Origin of the sequence: Vibrio sp. 10N.286.48.F5, assembly GCF_041469785.1 — a bacterium.
In the GTDB taxonomy this organism is placed as follows: Bacteria; Pseudomonadota; Gammaproteobacteria; order Enterobacterales; family Vibrionaceae; genus Vibrio; species Vibrio crassostreae_C.
Genome location: NZ_JBFRLG010000001.1, coordinates 88,991 through 109,332 on the forward strand (window position 1 = coordinate 88,991; position 20,342 = coordinate 109,332).

The 20,342-nt window shown below is 45.3% G+C and carries 20 protein-coding genes; 10 read left to right on the forward strand and 10 right to left on the reverse strand.

The genetic code is table 11. From position 1 onward, the window contains the following. The first annotated feature begins 9 nt into the window (after positions 1–9). The 4 genes from AB4185_RS00515 (at position 10) to luxS (ending at position 5,740) form a co-directional block, all read left to right on the forward strand. The gene (locus AB4185_RS00515) at positions 10–2,868 is read left to right on the forward strand and encodes a pitrilysin family protein (RefSeq protein ID WP_017063228.1); all 2,859 of its coding nucleotides are present in this window, start codon (positions 10–12) and stop codon (positions 2,866–2,868) included. A gap of 99 nt (positions 2,869–2,967) precedes the next feature. Next, positions 2,968–4,536: a glutamate--cysteine ligase gene (gene gshA / locus AB4185_RS00520; protein WP_372134655.1), complete on the forward strand. Its 1,569-nt coding sequence runs from the start codon at positions 2,968–2,970 to the stop codon at positions 4,534–4,536. 10 nt (positions 4,537–4,546) lie between these two features. Beyond that, positions 4,547–5,197, forward strand: a complete 651-nt coding sequence (locus tag AB4185_RS00525) for a hypothetical protein (RefSeq protein WP_017629422.1) — start codon at positions 4,547–4,549, stop codon at positions 5,195–5,197. A gap of 24 nt (positions 5,198–5,221) precedes the next feature. After that, the gene (luxS, locus tag AB4185_RS00530) at positions 5,222–5,740 is read left to right on the forward strand and encodes an S-ribosylhomocysteine lyase (protein WP_017056597.1); all 519 of its coding nucleotides are present in this window, start codon (positions 5,222–5,224) and stop codon (positions 5,738–5,740) included. 115 nt (positions 5,741–5,855) lie between these two features. Here the strand turns inward: luxS and AB4185_RS00535 are convergent, their stop codons facing one another. Further along, entirely contained in the window at positions 5,856–7,127 is a 1,272-nt protein-coding gene (locus tag AB4185_RS00535; RefSeq protein ID WP_017063233.1) for an HlyC/CorC family transporter, read from the reverse strand. 127 nt (positions 7,128–7,254) lie between these two features. Continuing rightward, positions 7,255–8,049, reverse strand: a complete 795-nt coding sequence (locus AB4185_RS00540) for an inner membrane protein YpjD (protein ID WP_102331964.1) — start codon at positions 8,047–8,049, stop codon at positions 7,255–7,257. A gap of 200 nt (positions 8,050–8,249) precedes the next feature. On the opposite strand from AB4185_RS00540, the gene ffh reads away from it, so the two are divergent. From ffh to rplS, 5 genes are all read left to right on the forward strand, one after another. Further along, positions 8,250–9,644 carry a signal recognition particle protein gene (gene ffh, locus AB4185_RS00545; protein ID WP_102428512.1) on the forward strand — a complete coding sequence of 465 codons (1,395 nt, stop codon included), beginning with the start codon at positions 8,250–8,252 and terminating at the stop codon, positions 9,642–9,644. Between the two features lie 212 nt (positions 9,645–9,856). Beyond that, positions 9,857–10,105 carry a 30S ribosomal protein S16 gene (gene rpsP, locus AB4185_RS00550; RefSeq protein WP_004410028.1) on the forward strand — a complete coding sequence of 83 codons (249 nt, stop codon included), beginning with the start codon at positions 9,857–9,859 and terminating at the stop codon, positions 10,103–10,105. Between the two features lie 24 nt (positions 10,106–10,129). Beyond that, the gene (gene rimM, locus AB4185_RS00555; protein ID WP_017063236.1) at positions 10,130–10,684 is read left to right on the forward strand and encodes a ribosome maturation factor RimM; all 555 of its coding nucleotides are present in this window, start codon (positions 10,130–10,132) and stop codon (positions 10,682–10,684) included. Between the two features lie 26 nt (positions 10,685–10,710). Further along, on the forward strand, positions 10,711–11,451 hold the full coding sequence (gene trmD, locus AB4185_RS00560) for a tRNA (guanosine(37)-N1)-methyltransferase TrmD (RefSeq protein ID WP_004735512.1): 741 nt from the start codon (positions 10,711–10,713) through the stop codon (positions 11,449–11,451). Between the two features lie 59 nt (positions 11,452–11,510). Then, the gene (gene rplS / locus AB4185_RS00565; protein WP_004735514.1) at positions 11,511–11,864 is read left to right on the forward strand and encodes a 50S ribosomal protein L19; all 354 of its coding nucleotides are present in this window, start codon (positions 11,511–11,513) and stop codon (positions 11,862–11,864) included. Positions 11,865–12,127: 263 nt separating this feature from the next. Here the strand turns inward: rplS and yacG are convergent, their stop codons facing one another. From yacG to nadC, 8 genes are all read right to left on the reverse strand, one after another. Next, positions 12,128–12,325, reverse strand: a complete 198-nt coding sequence (gene yacG / locus AB4185_RS00570) for a DNA gyrase inhibitor YacG (RefSeq protein ID WP_004735515.1) — start codon at positions 12,323–12,325, stop codon at positions 12,128–12,130. Between the two features lie 81 nt (positions 12,326–12,406). Continuing rightward, positions 12,407–13,147: a cell division protein ZapD gene (gene zapD, locus AB4185_RS00575; RefSeq protein ID WP_102331921.1), complete on the reverse strand. Its 741-nt coding sequence runs from the start codon at positions 13,145–13,147 to the stop codon at positions 12,407–12,409. 26 nt (positions 13,148–13,173) lie between these two features. Further along, positions 13,174–13,788 (reverse strand): dephospho-CoA kinase, encoded by a 615-nt coding sequence (coaE, locus tag AB4185_RS00580; RefSeq protein ID WP_102331922.1) that lies wholly within the window; start codon positions 13,786–13,788, stop codon positions 13,174–13,176. Between the two features lie 2 nt (positions 13,789–13,790). Continuing rightward, on the reverse strand, positions 13,791–14,660 hold the full coding sequence (locus AB4185_RS00585; protein ID WP_017065897.1) for an A24 family peptidase: 870 nt from the start codon (positions 14,658–14,660) through the stop codon (positions 13,791–13,793). Positions 14,661–14,727: 67 nt separating this feature from the next. Further along, a complete protein-coding gene (locus AB4185_RS00590) occupies positions 14,728–15,954 on the reverse strand; it encodes a type II secretion system F family protein (protein ID WP_102331923.1) in 1,227 nt (408 codons plus the stop codon). Positions 15,955–15,969: 15 nt separating this feature from the next. Further along, positions 15,970–17,655: a type IV-A pilus assembly ATPase PilB gene (gene pilB, locus AB4185_RS00595; protein ID WP_102331924.1), complete on the reverse strand. Its 1,686-nt coding sequence runs from the start codon at positions 17,653–17,655 to the stop codon at positions 15,970–15,972. Continuing rightward, the gene (locus AB4185_RS00600; RefSeq protein WP_102331925.1) at positions 17,655–18,143 is read right to left on the reverse strand and encodes a prepilin-type N-terminal cleavage/methylation domain-containing protein; all 489 of its coding nucleotides are present in this window, start codon (positions 18,141–18,143) and stop codon (positions 17,655–17,657) included. The genes pilB and AB4185_RS00600 overlap by 1 nt, the downstream gene beginning before the upstream one ends. Before the next feature lie 253 nt (positions 18,144–18,396). After that, positions 18,397–19,287 (reverse strand): carboxylating nicotinate-nucleotide diphosphorylase, encoded by an 891-nt coding sequence (gene nadC, locus AB4185_RS00605; protein ID WP_102331926.1) that lies wholly within the window; start codon positions 19,285–19,287, stop codon positions 18,397–18,399. An 83-nt stretch (positions 19,288–19,370) separates the two neighbouring features. Here nadC and ampD point away from each other — a divergent pair, with 83 nt between their 5' ends. Next, on the forward strand, positions 19,371–19,970 hold the full coding sequence (gene ampD / locus AB4185_RS00610) for a 1,6-anhydro-N-acetylmuramyl-L-alanine amidase AmpD (RefSeq protein ID WP_102331927.1): 600 nt from the start codon (positions 19,371–19,373) through the stop codon (positions 19,968–19,970). Positions 19,971–20,342 lie beyond the last annotated feature (372 nt).

The following is a 20,342-nucleotide window of genomic DNA, read 5'->3' on the forward strand; positions in this document are numbered from 1 at the left end:
GGAGAACCTATGAAAAAGGTTTTACTTGGTACATTTTCTCTTATCGCCATTGCTGGCTGTTCTTACAATGTACCTAGCTCAACGCCCTTCTTTTCCTCGTTACCTGAAGGTGTCACTCTGTTAGAAGAGGTTAAGCCCTCTAAAGATAAAGTAGTGATTCCTTACACCAAGTATCAGCTTGAAAACGGTCTGACAGTTATTCTTTCCCCTGATGATTCCGATCCGTTGGTGCATGTTGATGTAACTTATCACGTCGGTTCAGCACGTGAAGAGATAGGCAAGTCGGGATTTGCTCACTTCTTTGAGCACATGATGTTCCAGGGTTCAGAGAACGTTGGTGACCAACAGCACTTTAAGATCATTACCGAAGCGGGTGGTTCGTTAAACGGCACGACCAACCGTGACCGCACCAACTATTTTGAAACTGTTCCTTCTAACCAACTTGAGAAAATGTTGTGGTTAGAATCAGACCGAATGGGCTTCTTGTTGGATGCTGTTTCTCAGAAGAAATTTGAGGTTCAAAGAGGCACGGTCAAGAACGAGCGAGCGCAGAGCTACGAAAATCGTCCTTACGGCTTGATGTGGGAACGCATGGGCGAAGCGCTTTACCCTGAAGGTCACCCTTACTCTTGGCAACCAATCGGCTATGTTGAAGATCTTGACCGTGTTGACGTGAATGATCTTAAAGCGTTCTTCCTGCGTTGGTACGGCCCAAACAATGCCGTGTTAACGATTGGTGGTGATATCGACGTTGATGACACGCTAGAATGGGTTAACAAGTACTTTGGTTCAATTCCTCAAGGCCCTGAAGTGAAGGCGGCAGAGAAGCAACCTGCTGTTCTAACAGAAGATAAATACATCACCTTAGAAGACAATATTCGTCAGCCGATGGTGCTGGTGGGGTGGCCAACAACGTATCGCGGTGAAGAGACGCAAGCTTCACTGAATGCATTGTCTAACGTGTTAGGTTCAGGTACCAACAGTTACCTATATCAAAACCTCGTAAAAACGCAGAAGGCCGTCAGCGCTGGCTCTTTCCATGATTGTGCTGAGTTGGCGTGTACCATGTACGTGTATGCAATGGGCAACTCAGGTGAAAAAGGCGATTTGACGGTTCTCAATAAAGAGCTGATGGATACCCTGGAGCAATTCTCGAAAGAGGGCGTTGAGCAAGAGCGTTTAGACCAGATCACTGGCATGGCCGAAGCGAATGCTGTTTTTGCATTGCAAAGCGTTAAAGGTAAGGTGTCGCAACTCGCGTCGAACCAAACCTTCTATGGTCAGCCTGATCGCATTGAATCACAACTCGATCAAATCCGAGCGGTGACGCCTGAGAGCGTGAGCAAGGCATACCAAGATTTCATCGAAGGTAAGCACAAGGTTACCTTGAGTGTGGTTCCTAAGAAAAAGCTCGATTTGGCGGTTCGTGAAGCGACCTTTACCACGCCACCACGTACGTTGCCGGAATACAGCAAGGTGACGGAAGATCAACTGGATTTCAGAAAGGCACCGGATACCTTTGATCGCAGTGTGATGCCAGAAGTGAACTTTGGTGTTGAGGCGACCATGCCTGAGTTGTACCGCATGCACTTTGCAAATGGCACTGACTTAATTGGTACCGTGACCAGTGAAACGCCGACAGTACAGCTGCAAATTCAATTGCCTGCAGGCGAACGCTATGTTCGCAAAGGGCAAGAAGGCCTAGCGAACCTAACGGCTTCGATGATGGAAGAAGGCTCAACTAAACGAACCGTTGAAGAGTTACAAGCGACCTTAGATAAACTTGGTAGCAGCGTGAGCATTAGTGCGGGCAGCTACACCACAGATATTTCAGTCTCGACGCTAGAGAAAAACTTGCCTCAAACCTTAGCGATTGTGCAAGAGGTTCTATTCGATCCTAAGTTCGATGAGCAAGATTTTGAGCGCGTTAAGAAACAGATGCTAGAAGGCGTTGTGTATCAGCATCAGCAGCCAAGTTGGATGGCTTCTCAAGCAACCCGTGAAGTGCTGTTTGGTGACACTGTTTTTGCTCGTGCAAGTGATGGTACTAAGGAATCTCTATCGAAATTGACCTTAGACGATGTGAAAAAATTCTATGCGCAACATTACACACCAGAAGGTGCCAATATTGTTGTTGTGGGAGACATCTCGAAGAAAGAGGTAGGGAAACAGCTACAATTCTTTGAAGAGTGGCAAGGCGATGCGGCACCATTAACGCGTCCACAGATCGTCAAAGAGCTTTCTGGTCAGCACCTGTACTTAGTCGATAAACCGGGTGCGCCGCAAAGCATTGTTCGCTTGGTTCGTAAAGGCCTGCCGTTTGATGCAACGGGTGAATTGTATTTGAGCCAGTTAGCTAACTTTAACTTAGCGGGCAACTTCAATAGCCGTATCAACCAGAACCTACGTGAAGACAAAGCCTACACTTACGGTGCAAGCGGTTACTTCGCAAGTACTCGTGAAACTGGCGCAGTGGTATTTAGCGCGCAGGTAAGGGCGAATGCGACGGTTCCATCGATTCAAGAGTTTATTAATGAGCTGAATGAGTTTAGCCAAAGTGGATTAACTGACGAAGAGGTGAAATTTATGCGCCTTGCCGTCGGTCAACAAGATGCACTTAAATACGAAACGCCAAGTCAAAAGGCGGGGTTGTTGAGTAATATTGTTGCATTGAGCCTTGATGAAGATTACCTACAACAGCGTAATCAGATAGTTGAAACGGTTTCAAAAGAGACCTTAAACGAGCTATCTAAGAAATGGTTTGACCCGAATGATTATCAAATAATCGTTGTTGGTGACGCGACTTCGCTTCGCCCGCAATTAGAAAAGTTAGATATTCCAATAGAAGAGCTTGAAATCATTCGTTAGAGTACACATTAAAGGGGGAGGGAAGAGACTCTACTTTTCTCCTCCAACCTAATTTATGATAGTTCTAATCAGAACAATATAAGATAAGTGAACTGAATTTTGACTGATTTTGCTGCGCGACTAAAGCAAGTTGCAACCAACCCTAAGACCTTCTCTCAATTTGGTCGTGGTGTTGAAAGGGAAACATTACGCTACACGGAAGATGGGCACCTTGCTACTGGGCCGCACCCTGAGGCTTTGGGATCTGCGTTGATGAACGAATGGGTAACGACCGATTTCTCTGAGTCGCTACTGGAATTTATCACGCCTGTTTCTAACGACGTTCCGACGCTTTTGAATCAGTTGTCTGATATCCACCACTTCACGCAAACCAAGTTAGACGGCGAAAAACTATGGCCGCTTTCTATGCCTTGTTACGTTGGCAGTGAAGATTACATTCAGCTAGCGCAATACGGCACCTCGAATAACGGTAAGATGAAGACCCTATATCGTGAAGGCCTAAAACGTCGTTACGGTAGCCTGATGCAGATTATCTCTGGTGTTCACTTCAACTTCTCTTTCCCAGAAAGCTTTTGGGATAGCCTGTTTGGAGAGCAAACTGAAGAAGCGCGTTGTGAATCTAAGTCAGATGCTTACTTTGGTTTGATTCGTAACTACTACCGCTTTGGTTGGTTAATCCCATACTTCTTCGGTGCTTCACCTGCGCTATGTTCTTCTTTCATCAAAGGAAGAGAAACAAACCTACCTTTTGAAAAGGTTGGTGAGACATTGTATCTGCCAAAAGCAACGGCGCTGCGCCTGAGCGACCTTGGCTACACGAACAGTGCGCAAAGTGTGTTGAAGATTGGTTTCAACAGCCTAGACCAATACCTTGAAGGTTTGAATCAAGCGATTCGCACACCATCAGAAGAATTTGCCGAGATTGGCACTAAGGTTGATGGTGAATACCGTCAGTTGAATAGCAACGTACTGCAAATTGAAAATGAGCTTTACGCTCCAATCCGCCCTAAGCGTGTCGCGAAGAGTGGTGAGAAACCATCTGAAGCATTGGCACGCGGTGGTGTTGAGTACATTGAGGTTCGTTCTTTAGATGTAAACCCATTCAGCTCAATTGGTATCAATGAGCAGCAGGTTCGCTTCCTAGACTTATTCCTAACGTGGAGTGTGCTAACGGACTCTGCTGAGATGGATAACTGCGAGCTTGAATGCTGGCGCGATAACTGGAACAAGGTGATCCTACAAGGTCGTCAGGTTGGTCTAGAGCTGCAAATCGGTTGTCATGGTGAGCGATTGTCTCTGCAAGATTGGGCGAAGCGTGTCTTCAAAGATCTGCGCTCTATTGCCGAGATGATGGACGCTGAACAAGGTGGTCGTGCATACCAAGAAACATGCGATACGCTTGAGGCTTGGATTGATACCCCTGAGCTAACTATTTCTGGCCAGTTGCTAGAAGAGACCAAAAAATTGGGCGGCTTAGGTAAAGTGGGTTGCGCGTTAGGTAAAACGTACGCTCAGCAACACAAAGCGCACCAATACAAAGTATATTCAGCTGAGTTGATGGAAGCAGAAGTTCAACGTTCTGTGATTGCTCAGCAACAAAGTGAAGAAGCAAGCACTCAAGATTTTGATAGCTTCTTAGCGGATTATTTTTCGTATTTAAAAGCATAGCGAGACTTTGGTGGAAAGGAAGCAAGCCTTATTAGGTCAGCCTACTCGAGTGAGTAGTAAATGGTTACCTGTAGTGACTGTTGGTGTTGTCTCTAGCCTGTTGGTTGGATGTGCAACGCCACCGCCAAAGCAGCAAGATAATTTGTGTAGCATCTTTCGAGAGCACCCTTCATGGTATGAAGATGCCTTGGATATGCAAGAAGAATGGGGAACGCCGATTAACGTTGCGATGGCTTTTGTGAAACAAGAGAGTAGCTATCGTCATGATGCGCGCCCACCTAAAGATTACATTCTTGGCTTTATACCGTGGGGGCGTGTAAGCAGTGCCTACGGTTATGCACAAGCTCAAGATCCTGCTTGGGAAGACTTCCAAAAGGCGACCAATAACGGTGGTTCAAGAACCAACTTTGATGATGCATTGATGTTCATCGGTTGGTATACCAGCGAGACGCGTCGTCAATTGGGCATCTCACTATGGGACCCATATAACCAATACCTGGCTTATCATGAAGGCCGTGGTGGTTATAAGCGTAAGTCATACAACAGCAAGCCATCGCTAATTAAGGTGGCGCGCAAAGTCGAACAGCAAGCAAAAGATTATGGATGGCAGCTGAAACAGTGCCGCAAAGAACTAGAAGACAATCGAAGCTGGTTTTTCTAAAGCCAGCCGTCATGGAGAAGAGCAATGCCTTTATTAGATAGTTTCACTGTTGATCACACACGCATGAACGCACCTGCCGTTCGTGTTGCTAAAACAATGCAAACCCCAAAAGGGGATACCATCACTGTGTTTGACCTGCGTTTTACTGCGCCAAACAAAGACATCCTATCTGAGAAAGGTATCCATACTCTAGAGCACCTATATGCTGGTTTCATGCGTAATCAATTGAACGGTTCAGATGTAGAGATCATCGATATCTCACCGATGGGCTGTCGCACTGGTTTCTACATGAGCCTGATTGGTACGCCTACAGAACAACAAGTGGCTGACGGTTGGTTGGCAGCGATGCAAGACGTACTGAAAGTTGAGAACCAGAATAAGATCCCTGAGCTGAACGAATACCAATGTGGTACCGCGGCAATGCACTCTTTGGATGAAGCGAAAGAGATCGCGAATGCGATCATCGCTGCAGGCATCTCTGTAAACAAGAATGATGAACTGGCACTGCCAGAGTCTATGCTGCAAGAGCTTAAGATCGACTAGTCATTGATAGCTACCCTAGATAGGGCGAGTTAGATACTAAAAGGCCCGGTTCAATGAACCGGGCCTTTTTCGTCAACGTATTTTAGGGCGAGACAGAGATTCAGTGATAACTCAGTTAGCCGTTCACGATCTGTGGGAACACGCGAACCAGTTTGATGCGGTTCTCTTCAAGCTCAACAATTTCCATTGGGTGGCTGGCAACCTGAACACTCAGGTGACTCTCAGGAATATCTTCAAGATGTTCCAGTATCAAACCATTCAGCGTTCTTGGGCCATCGGTAGGCAGTGCCCACTGTAAGCCTTTGTTGATATCTCGGATATTGGCACTGCCTTCAATCAAGAAGCTGCCATCGCTTTGCGGAGTAATCTCTTCAGATAAGCTTGGGGTGATTGAGGTGGTAAACTCACCTACGATCTCTTCTAGAATATCTTCTAATGTAACCAAACCATTGATGTCGCCATACTCATCAACAATCAAACCGATGCGCTGCTTATTGCGTTGAAACTTAAGCAGTTGAATATTGAGTGGTGTCGCTTCAGGAATAAAGTAGATCTCATCCGCGGCACGCAACAGGGTTTCTTTATTGAATTCGTTCTTTTCAAGCATCAGACGGTAAGCTTCACGCAGCCTAAGCATGCCGACCACTTCATCTATTTGGTCACGGTACAGCACTACGCGACCATGAGGCGAGTGGGTAAGTTGACGAACGATCGATTTCCAGTCGTCATTGATGTCGATACCAGTAATCTCATTACGCGGCACCATGATGTCGTTCACGGTGACGTGCTCTAAATCCAGAATAGACACCAACATATCTTGGTGACGTTGAGGGATTAAGCTACCGGCTTCATTTACCACGGTTCTAAGCTCTTCGGAGCTCAAGTGGTCGGTTGCATCATGGCTGGCTTTAACGCCTAAGATACGAATGAAGCCGTTGGTAATGAAGTTCACTAAGATCACCAATGGTGATAGCACCTTCATCAGTATCATCAAAAGGATACTACTCGCGTAAGAGACACGTTCAGGAAATAGAGAAGCGATGGTCTTTGGGGTTACCTCGGCGAATACTAGGATCACGAGAGTCAGGGTACCAGTAGCGATAGCCACACCGATATCCCCGTAGATGCGCATACCAAGAATAGTAGCGATCGCAGATGCAAGAATGTTGACGAGATTGTTGCCGATGAGAATGAGGCCAATCAATCTGTCTGGGCGGTTCAGAAGTTTTTCTACACGTTTGGCACCTTTATGACCCGTATTGGCCAAGTGCTTTAAACGGTAGCGGTTCAGGGACATCATGCCCGTTTCGGAACCAGAGAAATAACCAGAAATTACAATGAGACACGCGAGTAGCGCAAATAAGATACCCGTTGATATGTCGTCCAAAACTATTCTTTTCCTATTTGTGTATCTTGATTAATTTATGACCGAACATGGTCGAGATGTCAATTGAATGTATTGCACTCAATATTTTAAAGGCAAGGTATGTGAGACCTTGCCTTTATTTTACAGACTAGTTCAGGATGATTTCCTGGACGAAGCGGCTACCGAAGTAGGCTAATGTGAGCATGCTGGCGCCGGCCAGTGCGAACCAAGTGACTTTCTGTCCACGCCAACCTTTCTGATAGTGACCCCACAGAAGGATGGAGTAGATAACCCAAGCGATAAAAGACAACACAGCCTTGTGTGCCTTTCCTTGAGCAAACATATCTTGCACGAAGATGAGACCCGTTAACAAGGTACCTGTTAATAAGCCATTACCAATCAAAATGATCTTGAAAAGCTGTCTTTCCACCATCATTAAAGGAGGTAGGTTAGGGTTTATCACTAAGGCTTTTTTCTTTTTAAGTTTGTGATCTAGCCACGCAAGTTGCAGGGCGTATAGCGCACCGATAGTTAACGTTGCGTATGAGAATAGAGCCAAAGAGATGTGCACGAGCAGTTTTGGGTCATTCTCTAGATGTTTGATGAAGGTGCTTGGAAGAAAAGTGGCAGCCATCAAGTTCAGCGCAGCGAAGCTATAGACGACGGGTAAGATAAACCACAGACGGGTTTTGAGCATTGCACCGCTCATTACCACAGATATGATTAAACTGATTAATGAAGCAACGTTCAAGATACTGAGGTTTTGGCCACTGGCATTAAAAATCAAATCGTCAAGCAACCAAGCATGGAAAGCTAGAGCAAGTAATGCGCTGATAAACACCGTTTTTACACGGATTCCTGTTTGGTGCACGAGACCTGGAATGATCGTGGAAATCGCCATTGTATAAAGAAAGGCTGCTGCGATCGCAATAAGACTGTCCATGGTATCCATTTTAATGATTACTAATTGGCGAATTATACCTCGCATCGCTCTTTGGGGCTATGGCGAACCTCATTCAATTCCAAGTGAATAATGTCTCACATCACAAGCACGGATGATTAACGCTCTACAACGGGTATGACTCTAATCCGCGCTAATGTATACTCACAGTAATAGTCGCAGTTTTGAGCGAAGAGAAAACTATGTTTGATAATTTAACGGATCGTCTATCCAAAACGCTGAAGAACATCAGCGGTAAAGGTCGTCTGACCGAAGACAATATTAAAGAGACGCTGCGTGAAGTACGTATGGCGCTACTTGAAGCCGACGTTGCACTGCCCGTTGTCCGCGATTTTGTTAAGCGCGTAAAAGAAGGCGCTGTGGGTGTTGAGGTTTCTAAATCTCTAACGCCTGGTCAAGAATTCATTAAGATCGTTCAAGCTGAACTTGAAGCGGTGATGGGTGAGTCTAACGAGGCTCTTAACCTAGCAGCGCAGCCGCCAGCCGTTATCTTAATGGCGGGTCTACAAGGTGCGGGTAAAACCACATCGGTAGGTAAGCTATCTAAGCTTCTAACTGAGCGTGACAAGAAGAAAGTCTTGGTTGTGTCTGCCGACGTTTACCGTCCAGCGGCAATCAAACAGCTTGAAACGTTAGCAAGCGATGTTGGCGTAGACTTCTTCCCATCTTCAGCTGATCAAAAACCTCTTGATATTGCAAACGCTGCAATCGACTACGCGAAGAAGAAATTCTACGACGTGCTACTTGTCGATACTGCGGGTCGTTTGGCTATCGATGAAGAGATGATGGGCGAGATCAAAGAGCTTCATACTGCAATTAAACCAGTAGAGACACTGTTCGTTGTTGATGCAATGACAGGTCAAGATGCTGCGAACACTGCAAAAGCCTTTGGTGATGCGCTACCACTAACCGGTGTTATCTTGACGAAAGTTGATGGTGATGCGCGTGGTGGTGCTGCTCTGTCTGTTCGTCATATCACAGGCAAGCCGATTAAATTCTTGGGTGTTGGTGAAAAGACTGACGCACTAGAACCGTTCCACCCAGATCGTGTTGCTTCTCGTATCTTAGGTATGGGCGACGTACTGTCTCTTATTGAAGACCTACAGAAAAACGTTGATACCGAGAAAGCAGAGAAACTGGCTAAGAAGTTCAAAGAGAAGAAAGGCTTTGACCTTGAAGACTTCCGTGAACAACTAGGTCAGATGCAAAACATGGGCGGCATGATGGGCATGATGGATAAGCTTCCAGGCATGTCTCAGCTACCAGATAACGTTAAAGATAAAGTTGATGACAAGATGTTCAAGCAAATGGAAGCGATCATCAACTCTATGACCATGAAAGAGCGTCAACGCCCTGACCTAATCAAAGGCTCTCGCAAAAAGCGTATTGCCGCTGGTTCTGGTACACAGGTACAAGATGTAAACCGTATGCTTAAGCAGTTCACCCAAATGCAGAAGATGATGAAGAAGATGCAGAAAGGTGGCATGAAAGGCATGATGCGCAACATGCAAGGCATGATGGGCGGCGGTGGAGGTATGGGCGGAATGGGTGGTGGCTTTAACCCGTTTGGTCGATAATCTACAAATGTAAGCTTTAGCTACGTTACTTTTCATAGTGTTAGCCGTGTCACAGAAAGTGTACGGCAGCTATGTTGGTGAAAAAATAACTAAAGCCCTTGCATTGCACCGGAATAAGAGTAAAATTCCGGGGCTTTAATTTGGCACGAGACCCCAAGCTATTTACTTATACTTGGGGTTAATTATTTTATTAAGAAAGCAAAGAGGACGACATGGTAACCATTCGTTTGGCACGTCACGGTGCAAAGAAGCGCCCATTTTATCAAATCGTAGTTGCGGATAGCCGTAACGCTGCAACTGGCCGTTTCATCGAGAAAGTAGGTTTCTTTAACCCTACAGCTCAAGGTCAAGAAGAAGGTCTACGTCTAGACCTAGATCGTGTTAACCACTGGGTTGGTCAAGGCGCATCTCTATCTGATCGTGTAGCTAAGCTAGTTAAAGACGCTCAAAAAGCGGCTTAATTCTTTTTTAAAGAGAAATAGCTTATGTCGATGAAGGGTAAAGAAACTATGAGCGAGCAAAATAATAGAATTGTCATGGGTAAACTTGGGTCTACCTATGGTATTCGTGGCTGGCTCAAAGTGTTCTCCTACACAGACAATGCTGAAAGCATATTTGATTACAGCCCTTGGTATTTAAACCTAAAGGGTAAGTGGGTTGAGTACAAAGTTGAGAGCTGGAAACGTCATGGCCAAGGTTATGTATGTAAGCTAGCGGGATTAGATGTTCGTGAAGACGCGCAACTGATGACTAACTTTGAAATTGCTATTGACCCTGCTTCGTTACCTGAATTGTCAGAAGATGAATTCTACTGGCGCGAATTGTTCGGTATGCAAGTTTTTACCACTAAAGGTTACGACCTTGGTGAGGTCACTGACCTATTAGAAACTGGCTCGAACGATGTTCTAGTAATCAAAGCAAATCTTAAAGATGCTTTTGGCCAAAAGGAACGGTTAGTACCGTACCTTGAAGAGCAAGTGATCAAGAAAGTTGATCGCGAAGCTCGCCGGATCGAAGTTGACTGGGATCCTGGATTCTAACTCCAAATTACAGAGCGAGAGAACACATGTGGGTTGGCATTATTAGCCTTTTTCCTGAAATGTTCCGTTCTGTTACTGATTTTGGAGTAACAGGTCAAGCGGTTAAAAAAGGTCTTTTATCTATTGAGACATGGAATCCTCGTGATTTCACTCATGATAAACATCGCACTGTTGATGACAGACCTTACGGTGGTGGTCCTGGCATGTTAATGATGGTTCAGCCTTTGCGCGATGCTATCCAAACTGCCAAGCAAGCAGCACCGGGAAAGACGAAAGTAATCTATCTTTCACCTCAAGGTCGTAAACTCGACCAGAAAGGTGTTGAAGAGTTGGCAACAAACGAGAACTTGCTTCTTATTTGTGGTCGCTATGAAGGGGTAGATGAGCGCATTATTCAATCTGAAGTCGACGAAGAATGGTCGATTGGCGATTTTGTGATGACGGGTGGCGAACTGCCAGCCATGACGTTGATTGATTCAGTCTCTCGGTTTGTTCCGGGTGTACTTGGAGATTTCGCTTCAGCAGAAGAAGATTCTTTTGCAAATGGTTTGCTAGATTGTCCCCATTATACGCGCCCTGAGGTGCTAGACGATAAAGATGTGCCATCGGTACTCAAGTCTGGAAACCATAAGGACATTCGTCGCTGGCGATTAAAACAATCGTTGGGCCGAACTTGGCTAAGAAGACCAGAGCTCCTGGAAAACCTAGCTCTGACTGACGAACAGGAACAATTACTGGCTGAATTCATTAAAGAGCAACGCTCTTAACGAAAAGCAAGCAGTAACCTATTAAATTTAGTATCAGTTTATTCTAGGAATTTATACAAATGAGCAACATCATCAAGGCTCTTGAAGAAGAGCAACTAAAATCAGACCTTCCTAAATTCGCACCAGGTGACACTGTTGTAGTTCAGGTTAAGGTAAAAGAAGGTGACCGTGAGCGTCTACAGGCTTTCGAAGGCGTTGTAATCGCTATTCGTAACCGTGGTCTACACTCTGCATTCACAGTTCGTAAGATTTCGAACGGTGAAGGCGTAGAGCGTGCGTTCCAAACTCACTCTCCAATGGTTGATAGCATCGAAGTTAAACGCCGTGGTGCAGTACGTCGTGCCAAGTTGTACTACCTACGTGAGCGTTCTGGTAAGTCAGCTCGTATTAAAGAGAAGCTTACTAAGAAGTAATTCTTTTTGCATTCTATCGATAAAAGCGGAGCCATTTGGCTCCGCTTTTTTGTGTCTGCTATTTAGAGTTTCACAGGTAAGAGATCCCGAACTCACTCGTTCCTCGCTTTTGGGGATGACGGACTAAAACGAAACTCACATTTAACTGTCATTCCCTAGACTGACGAAGGAAGGAGTAAGGAATCTCTATTCGTACCATGCTATAGGCAATAAAAAAGGATTGACGTTAAACGCCAACCCTTCAAAATTTACCCGCTATTTGCTTAGTGCGGGTCTTCCGACCAACCATCGCTATCTGACATGTCTGGTGCGCCAGCAATGCTGTTCTCTTCGTCTGCCCATTCACCGAAATCAATCATCTGACATTGCTTACTGCAAAACGGGCGGTGTGGGCTTTGTTCGCCCCATTCAACGTCGGCATTACATTGAGGGCATTTAACGATGGTGATTTTTTTCGACATAGTGATTCTTAATTAGAGGGTATTGTAAGAAAGAGTTTAGGCTCGAGTGAAGGCTCAAGCCAAACTATAAAAGGAAATTAATTAGCTGCAGACAGCCAATTCAAATTCGATGTCTTGAGTACAGGCTTGTCCTGTTTCAAAGCTCATGAACTTAACGGCAAAACGGTTTTTATGCCCGGAGATCATCGGATAAGCACCGTATTGCATTGGAATAGAAAGGCGAAGGATATTCGCTTCATCAGCATCGCTCTGGAAGAAGCCAGCGCGAGCAATTTGCTCTTTAAAGTGACCAGTCTCTCTGGTGAGCTTTAACCATAGCGTTAGCGCTTCATACAGAGGCTGTAAGCTGTCCATCCAAGCTTTAGCATCTCGCATTCTCTTATCAAGAGGAAGGTGCAGCCAATAATGCAGTGCCGGTAAATCAAAGCAGCATGAGCCACCTGGAAGATTAAAGCGCTGGCGAATCGCACTCAGGAAGCGGTCTTCTTTAAGTGATTGGCCAAAACGTTCTGCCTGCATCAGATCACGATAGATGTTACCAATGTCATTAAGTAGTGATGTCAGCATCTCTTGATCGACACCTTCAACATCCAACCAGCTTTTGTAGGTTACACGTTGCTTCTCAATATCTTTTGCGAGTTCGCTCTTGAGTTGGATCTGTTCGAAGATTTCAATCAGATCAAAGATGGAACGGAAAAAGAGTTGATACTGTTGAGCATCGGAAAATGTAGAAGACAAGTGTAGCTGCCTCAAGAGCGATTCAACTCTTAAGTAGATTCTTGTTTTCTCATTTAGAGGATGTTCAAATTTATGTGTGATCATCGAGCAAACCTTCATTCAACATTGTTCTATTCTGACCCATCTACAGCACTGATTGCCAGATACTTTTGATGTAAATCTGTGATTTGAGGCAAAAGTTCTTGGTTTTTAGTATGGTTTTTAATCACGTCATCTGCAACTGCTAAGCGTTGTTCTCTTGAAGCCTGTGATTTTAAAATTGATGCAACTTGTTCTCTAGAAACATTATCACGACTCATCGTTCGCTCTATTTGAACTTCTACTGGCACATCAACAATTAATACGCGATTGGCCATGCCTTGCATTTGGTTTTCCACCAATAGCGGCGCAACTAATAAACCATACGGGGATGTGATTTTAGACAGGTCACTGTCAATTTTGTCACGGATCATGGGATGAAGAAGATCATTGAGCCACTGCTTCTCTTTAGGATCTGAGAAGATCAGCTCACGCAGTCGACTTCGGTTGAGTGTTCCATCGTCAAGCAAGATAGACTCACCAAAGTGTTCTGTAATCTGTTTTAAGCCGACACTGCCCAGCGCAACCACTTCACGCGCCACGATATCAGCATCAACAATATCTATATTAAAATGTTCATTGAACAGGTTAGCGACCGTGGTTTTGCCACTGGCGATACCACCGCTTAATCCGATAATGATTGCCATGGTTAAATTCCTAGTACAGAAGTGAAATACCAACCCATGATGTCGTTACCCCACATCAAGCTTACCCAACCCGCAATCGCAAGGTAGGGCCCAAATGGAAAGGCTTTATCTATGCCTTGCTGTTTCAAGCGAAGTTGAATCAAACCAAACACAAGGCCAACAAGCGAAGATAAAAGGATGATCATCGGTAGGTGCTGCCAACCAAGCCATGCGCCAAGCGCAGCCAGGAGTTTGAAGTCACCGTAACCCATGCCTTCTTTGCCTGTCAGTAGTTTGAACAACCAATAAACAGACCATAAAGCGAGGTAACCAGCCATTGCGCCAACCACGGAATCTTGCAGCGATACTGGGCCGATATTAAACAGTGCTAATGCGATACCGGACCATACCAAAGGCAAGGTGATTTGATCAGGCAACAACATGGTATCGAGATCGATAAAGGTCGCGGTAATCAGTGCGAAGGTGAAAAGAATCAAAGCAATGGCGTAGTAACTGAAACCAAAGTGGCTAGCAACCATTGTGCAAAGTATTGCTGTAAGCAGTTCGACCAAAGGGTAGCGAGCGCTGATTGGATTCGCACAGCTGTGGCACTTACCCTTTAAGAGCAACCAGCTTAACACTGGGATATTGTCGACGATTCTTAATTGGGTTTTGCATTTCGGGCAGGTTGAACGAGGAATGCTGAGATTGAACTTTCCCTCTGGCGCTGGAATTTTATATTGAGAGAAATATTCCGAGCACTCTTGTTGCCACTCTCGCTCCATCATAATCGGTAAGCGGTGTATGACTACATTGAGGAAGCTGCCGATAAGAAGGCTAAAAATGAAAGCTAATACGGGGAATAGCCAAGGATAGTAGTGAAATACTTCCATAGTGTCCTTTACCACTTGATCTATATGAGCAGAAGTTTGCTACTCATGGGTGTTAAGTTGCTTTTGGCTATCCTAACACACTCATAAGATTAAAGATCGGTAAGTACATCGCAACCACAAGCCCGCCAACAACCGTTCCCAAAAATACGATGATCAATGGTTCTAAAATTTTGCCTAAATTGTCGACGGTGTTGTCTACTTCAAACTCGTAAATGGAAGCGACTTTATTGAGCATATCATCAAGGTTGCCCGACTCTTCACCAATCATCACCATCTGCAACACCATTTCAGGGAAGGCATTGGTATTGCGCATCGCGATATACATCGGCATGCCTGCTGCGGTTTCTCGGTGAACCTCAATGATTGCTGATTCATAATGTAGGTTGCCTGCGGTTTTGGCTGTGGTTTTTAGGCTCATTAAAATAGGAATACCGGAACTAAAGCTTGTTGATAAGGTTCGGCTGAATTTGGCTATTGAGGCTTTCGCTAATACGCCACCGAGAACAGGGAAGCGCAATCCTAGCCGACTGACAGACAGTCTGATCGAGTGGGAACGTTGACACAGTTGGTAAATAATCAGGACAACAAGCCCAATGCCCACAGCGGTATAAAAACTGTAAGCCTGCATCCAATGTGACAGATAGAGTACCTGCTGAGTGAACCAAGGCAGGTCGGCGCCAAAGCCTGAAAACATCGACTCAAACTCTGGAATCACCATGGTCAGCATTAAATAAGAAACGGTCAGTGCAACGGTGACCACCATCGCGGGGTAGATGAGTGCTTTGACGACTTTGGACTTTAACTGCTCGCTCTTTTCTCTATAGGTCGCCAAACGTTCGAACACTTGTGCTAGGTTACCGGAGAGTTCGCCTGTCGCGACCAAGTCGGTATAGAGGTCATCAAAGTGGCGGCTTGCGGTTCGCATCGCTTTTGAGATTGGCGTTCCGGCTTCTACACCTTTGCAGATATGCGATAGAATCGATTTCATTTCTGCTTTGCGGTGATTGTCTGACACTAGCTTGATGGCTTGCACGATCGGCACACCAGTTGCCAACATGGTAGCCAGTTGTCGAGTCAAAATAGTGATATCTTTGGCTTTGACTCGATGAGTTAAACGAGTGATTGCTGAGATACTTTTCTTTTTGATTTTCTTAATCTGAATATGCTGCTCTTTGAGCTTTTCTCGTACTTCTAATTCGGCGAGTGCCAAGGTTTGCCCTGACACCTTTTTGCCTGAGCTATTGATGCCTTTCCAGTGGTAGTTTTTTAATTGTGACTGAAGTTTGGTCGTCATGAGCGCTCCGATGAATTATAGATACAGAACACGTTGCAGTTCTTGATAACTGGTCGTGCCTTCAAGCAACTTATCGATACCGGACTCTTGCAGTGTTCTCATGCCTTCTCTACGCGCGATGTCTTCAATCTCTAACGCGTTAGGTTTATTGATCAGGCTATTTTTTAGTTTGTCGGTGAACGGCATCACTTCGTAGATGCCCACTCGACCGGAGTAACCCTGATTACACTCATTGCACCCTTTAGGGTTGGCTTTGTAGAGTGTTTGATTGTTAGGAATAGAGTGACGCAGAAATATGTCCGGCGATTTGTCAGCTGCTTTACAGTGGTTGCAGAGTCGCCTTGCCAGTCGCTGCGCGATAATTAAGCTTAATGACGAAGCGAGGTTAAAGGGCTCAATCCCCATGTGGGCGAGTCGGGTGACGGTTTCTGCTGCTGAGTTGGTGTGTAATGTTGAAAGTACTAAATGTCCGGTTTGCGACGCTTTGATCGCGATCTCTGCAGTTTCCAAGTCTCGGATCTCTCCAACCATTACAACATCGGGGTCTTGTCGTAAAAATGATCGTAGCGCTTCCGCAAACCCAAAGCCGATCTTAGGTGTCACTTGTACCTGATTGATACCACATAGGTTAATTTCCACCGGATCTTCGGCTGTTGAGATGTTGCGTTCAGTAGTGTTGAGCACTCGAAGGCCAGTATAAAGGGAGACGGTTTTTCCGCTGCCAGTTGGACCTGTCATTAAGATCATCCCTTGTGGGCGCTTCAGGGCATTGAGGTAGAGTGCTTTTTGATCTTCGGTGTAACCTAACTTATCGATATCTAGATTGGCCGCGCTGCTATCAAGCAGTCGAAGAACGATCTTTTCACCCCACAAGGTCGGCAGCGTTGATACCCGCATATCAATCGCCAAGTCGTCATTTAGACGCAGTTTAATACGACCGTCTTGAGGCAAGCGGCGTTCAGCGATATCAAGCTTGGCGAGGATCTTTAAGCGAGCTGATAGACGACGACTTAGGTGAGAGGCGGGTTGCTGTATTTCAACAAGGATACCATCACAACGCAGTCGCACTCGGTAGTGCTCTTCGTAAGGTTCGAAGTGGATATCTGATGCGCCTTTGCGTACCGCATCAACCAGTATCTGATTGATAAAGCGGCTGACAGGGGAATCGTCTTGGCTGAGATCTTCTATCGATGCTATCTCGTCGTCAGACACTTCAACAAGATTGGCGAGTTCATCTTGAGTGATCTCTTTGCGTTTAGAGTCTTGCCCTGAAATAGAGCGGCCATACAGCTTGCGTATCGCACCTTCTAATTCAGAGTAGTTGGCGACAACCAGTTCAATCTGTAATCCCGTCGCAAATCGAAAGTCATCTTCCGCTTGTAAATCGGTCGGGTCGGCAGAGGCGAGTGTGAGAGTCGAGCTAGATACTGAAATCGGGATAGCACGATATTTGGTAATCAGTTCACGAAGCCCTAATTGGTCACATAGTGTCTCATAGTCCATATTGGCAAGTTGTACTAACGGTAAGCCGAAGATGGTTTTAATGTTGTTTGCTAAGGAGTTGCCTGTGAAGAAATCTAGAACGATCAAAGCTTCAGGTGTCGAAATACCTGAAGCTTGTACATGTTCCGCAACAGCTTGTTCTTGAGTCAGGCTAAGTAAGTCAGCCTGACGGAGAACGGTTGGGAGGTTGGTTAGCATTATGTGTTTGGACAGTAATCAGTCGAGCCTAAGTCACAAGCAACGATCCAAGTCACGCCATGTGTAGTTAACTTAGGTGTTATTGTTAAGGTTCCAGATTTTTTAAGACCAGCTTTCCCTTTTGTTGCGTCAACTGTTGCTGTAATTGTTCCGGTAATTGTTGCTGCTGCAGAGCTTGTTGCTGCTGCTGTCACTGTAACAGTAGAGGCGACAGCAAATTTATCATTCGCGGATTTATCGAATGTTTGAGAGGCTGGAACTCCATTGCCGCCTGAAGAACATGCTGTGTTACCACTTAATAAACAAACACTTACGCCTGTTTTTATTGCGGATGAAGCATTTAGCATTTCAGATGCATGTGTTTTGTTTGTATAGTTTTGATAAGCAGGTACAGCAAATGCGGATAAGATCCCAATAATCGCCACCACAATCATCAATTCAATCAGCGTAAAGCCTTTCTGGTTCGTTCTTTTGTTCTTGTTATTCATTGTTCTATTCCATTGTTTAGTTTGTTTCAGCGCAAGCACTGGTTGATGGAAAGAATAGAAGTTGAGATGGGGTAGTGGAATGGTGTTCAGGTGCGGTCGCGAGCGGTTTGGTATTTATTGGTGTAGTGTTTCATATAGCAGGCAAAATTATGCGATCAGCTTAAATAACTGCTTGAAATATTGATAATTCAGGCAATAAAAAAGGCACCGTTATTAACAGTGCCTTTACAGAAATTATTTATTATTCAGTCAATTACGCTTTGAATCTCATTGATAGATCCATTGCTTTTAGGTGCTTAGTCAGCGCACCTACCGAGATGTAATCAACACCCGTCTCAGCGAACTCTGCGATAGTGTCGAGAGTGACGTTACCTGAGTTTTCTAATGCAGCGCGGCCCGCATTGATTTTAACCGCTTCACGCATCATGTCTGTGGTGAAGTTGTCTAGCATGATGATGTCTGCGCCAGCACTGATCGCTTGCTCTAGCTCTGCTAGGCTCTCTGTTTCTACTTCTACTGGTTTACCTGGGTTTAGCTCTTTTGCAGTAGAGATAGCTTTCTCAATGCCACCACAAGCGATGATGTGGTTTTCTTTGATTAGGTAAGCATCGAAAACGCCAATACGGTGGTTGAAACCGCCACCACAAGCGACAGCGTATTTTAGTGCGCTGCGAAGGCCAGGAATTGTTTTGCGAGTGTCTAACAGGCGGCATTCTGTGTGCTTAACTTTGTCTGCGTAGATCGCTGTTGTTGTCGCACAGCCAGATAGCGTTTGAATGAAGTTCATGGCATTACGCTCACCGGTTAATAGCGCACGTGCTGGGCCAGTTAGGGTGCAAAGTGTTTGGTTTGGTTCAACCTTGTCGCCATCTTCTACATTCCACTCGATAGTCACTTCACCGCCCAGTTGCTTAAACACTTCATCAGCCCAAGCTTTACCGCAGAACACGCCGTGCTCACGGGTAATAATGGTTGCGCTGTTGATTGCGTCTGCAGGGATTAGACTTGCCGTAATATCAGCCGCTGGATCTAACGTTCCACCTAGATCTTCTTTGATGGTCTCAGCGACTGCGCGAGTGATCTCTAGCGGCAGTTGCTCTTTTAAGTAATCAAGGCGTTGGTGGCTGTTATGTGTGTTTTTCATCGCAAATCTAATCTTGAAAAGGAGTGGGAATGGAATGATACTCTTGCTTAACTTCAAATTAAAGAGGCTAGCGCGACTGCTCTATGGGCAAAGTCACATCTTATTGTGCTAGCAGAAAAGAAAGCGAGACTAAGATGACGATGAGCTCCAACGGATGGTACGACAATGCTCGGCATGTTCCTTCTCCGTATTTTGATGCTCGACCGAGTGCCGACGATATCTCTCTGCTGGTGGTTCACAACATTAGCTTGCCTCCGGGTCAATTTGGTGGGCCTTACATAGAACTGTTTTTTACGGGCAAACTCGACCCGAAGGAACACCCGTTTTTTAAGGTGATTCACCAAATGGGCGTGTCGGCGCACTGTTTGATTCGTCGCGATGGGGAAGTGGTGCAGTTCGTTTCTTTCTTAGACCGAGCTTGGCATGCGGGTCAATCGAGCTTCGCTGGCCGTGAAAGGTGTAATGACTACTCTATTGGCATTGAACTGGAAGGCAGTGACTTTGTTGCTTATACCGAGCAGCAATACCAATCTTTGGCTCAATTAACGGAGACATTGGTGTCGAACTTCCCGCAGATTACGCGTCAGCGTATCACTGGCCATCAATACATCGCCCCGCTACGAAAGACTGACCCCGGTTTGGTTTTTGATTGGAAGAAATATCAAGGCCAACTGAGTTTCTAAATCCGAATTCACAACAAGACTCTGCTCATTGAAGGGCTCTAGATAATCAACGATGAGCATAATTGTTTGTGAATTTTTGTTGTGCTTTTGTAAAGGAAGTGGTCGGACGGGGAGCATCAATAAATCGAGAGTGTGACGAGCTTATCAAACACTCATTTATTAAAACTTATGAACAGAATTTCCACCCTAAATGTGCGCTTGGTTCGATTTTTAAACGAGTGACACTAATCTTTCTGAAACAATTCATTTTTATCCTGAAACTTTCTAGCACGAACACTCCCCAAAAGTATTACCCCTGTAAATGGTAAGACCAATTTGGTTGCTGTTTTAAATTTCATTTGTTAAATCATGGTTAATTCACGCTGTATTCTA

Coding starts and splice junctions, on each gene's coding strand:
- AB4185_RS00515 (WP_017063228.1), top strand. CDS start 10: ATGAAAAAGGTTTTACTTGGTACATTTTCTCTTATCGCCATTGCTGGC.
- luxS (WP_017056597.1), top strand. CDS start 5,222: ATGCCTTTATTAGATAGTTTCACTGTTGATCACACACGCATGAACGCA.
- AB4185_RS00540 (WP_102331964.1), bottom strand. CDS start 8,049: ATGGACAGTCTTATTGCGATCGCAGCAGCCTTTCTTTATACAATGGCG.
- ffh (WP_102428512.1), top strand. CDS start 8,250: ATGTTTGATAATTTAACGGATCGTCTATCCAAAACGCTGAAGAACATC.
- rpsP (WP_004410028.1), top strand. CDS start 9,857: ATGGTAACCATTCGTTTGGCACGTCACGGTGCAAAGAAGCGCCCATTT.
- rimM (WP_017063236.1), top strand. CDS start 10,130: ATGTCGATGAAGGGTAAAGAAACTATGAGCGAGCAAAATAATAGAATT.
- trmD (WP_004735512.1), top strand. CDS start 10,711: ATGTGGGTTGGCATTATTAGCCTTTTTCCTGAAATGTTCCGTTCTGTT.
- rplS (WP_004735514.1), top strand. CDS start 11,511: ATGAGCAACATCATCAAGGCTCTTGAAGAAGAGCAACTAAAATCAGAC.
- yacG (WP_004735515.1), bottom strand. CDS start 12,325: ATGTCGAAAAAAATCACCATCGTTAAATGCCCTCAATGTAATGCCGAC.
- zapD (WP_102331921.1), bottom strand. CDS start 13,147: ATGATCACACATAAATTTGAACATCCTCTAAATGAGAAAACAAGAATC.
- coaE (WP_102331922.1), bottom strand. CDS start 13,788: ATGGCAATCATTATCGGATTAAGCGGTGGTATCGCCAGTGGCAAAACC.
- AB4185_RS00585 (WP_017065897.1), bottom strand. CDS start 14,660: ATGGAAGTATTTCACTACTATCCTTGGCTATTCCCCGTATTAGCTTTC.
- AB4185_RS00590 (WP_102331923.1), bottom strand. CDS start 15,954: ATGACGACCAAACTTCAGTCACAATTAAAAAACTACCACTGGAAAGGC.
- pilB (WP_102331924.1), bottom strand. CDS start 17,655: ATGCTAACCAACCTCCCAACCGTTCTCCGTCAGGCTGACTTACTTAGC.
- AB4185_RS00600 (WP_102331925.1), bottom strand. CDS start 18,143: ATGAATAACAAGAACAAAAGAACGAACCAGAAAGGCTTTACGCTGATT.
- nadC (WP_102331926.1), bottom strand. CDS start 19,287: ATGAAAAACACACATAACAGCCACCAACGCCTTGATTACTTAAAAGAG.
- ampD (WP_102331927.1), top strand. CDS start 19,371: ATGGGCAAAGTCACATCTTATTGTGCTAGCAGAAAAGAAAGCGAGACT.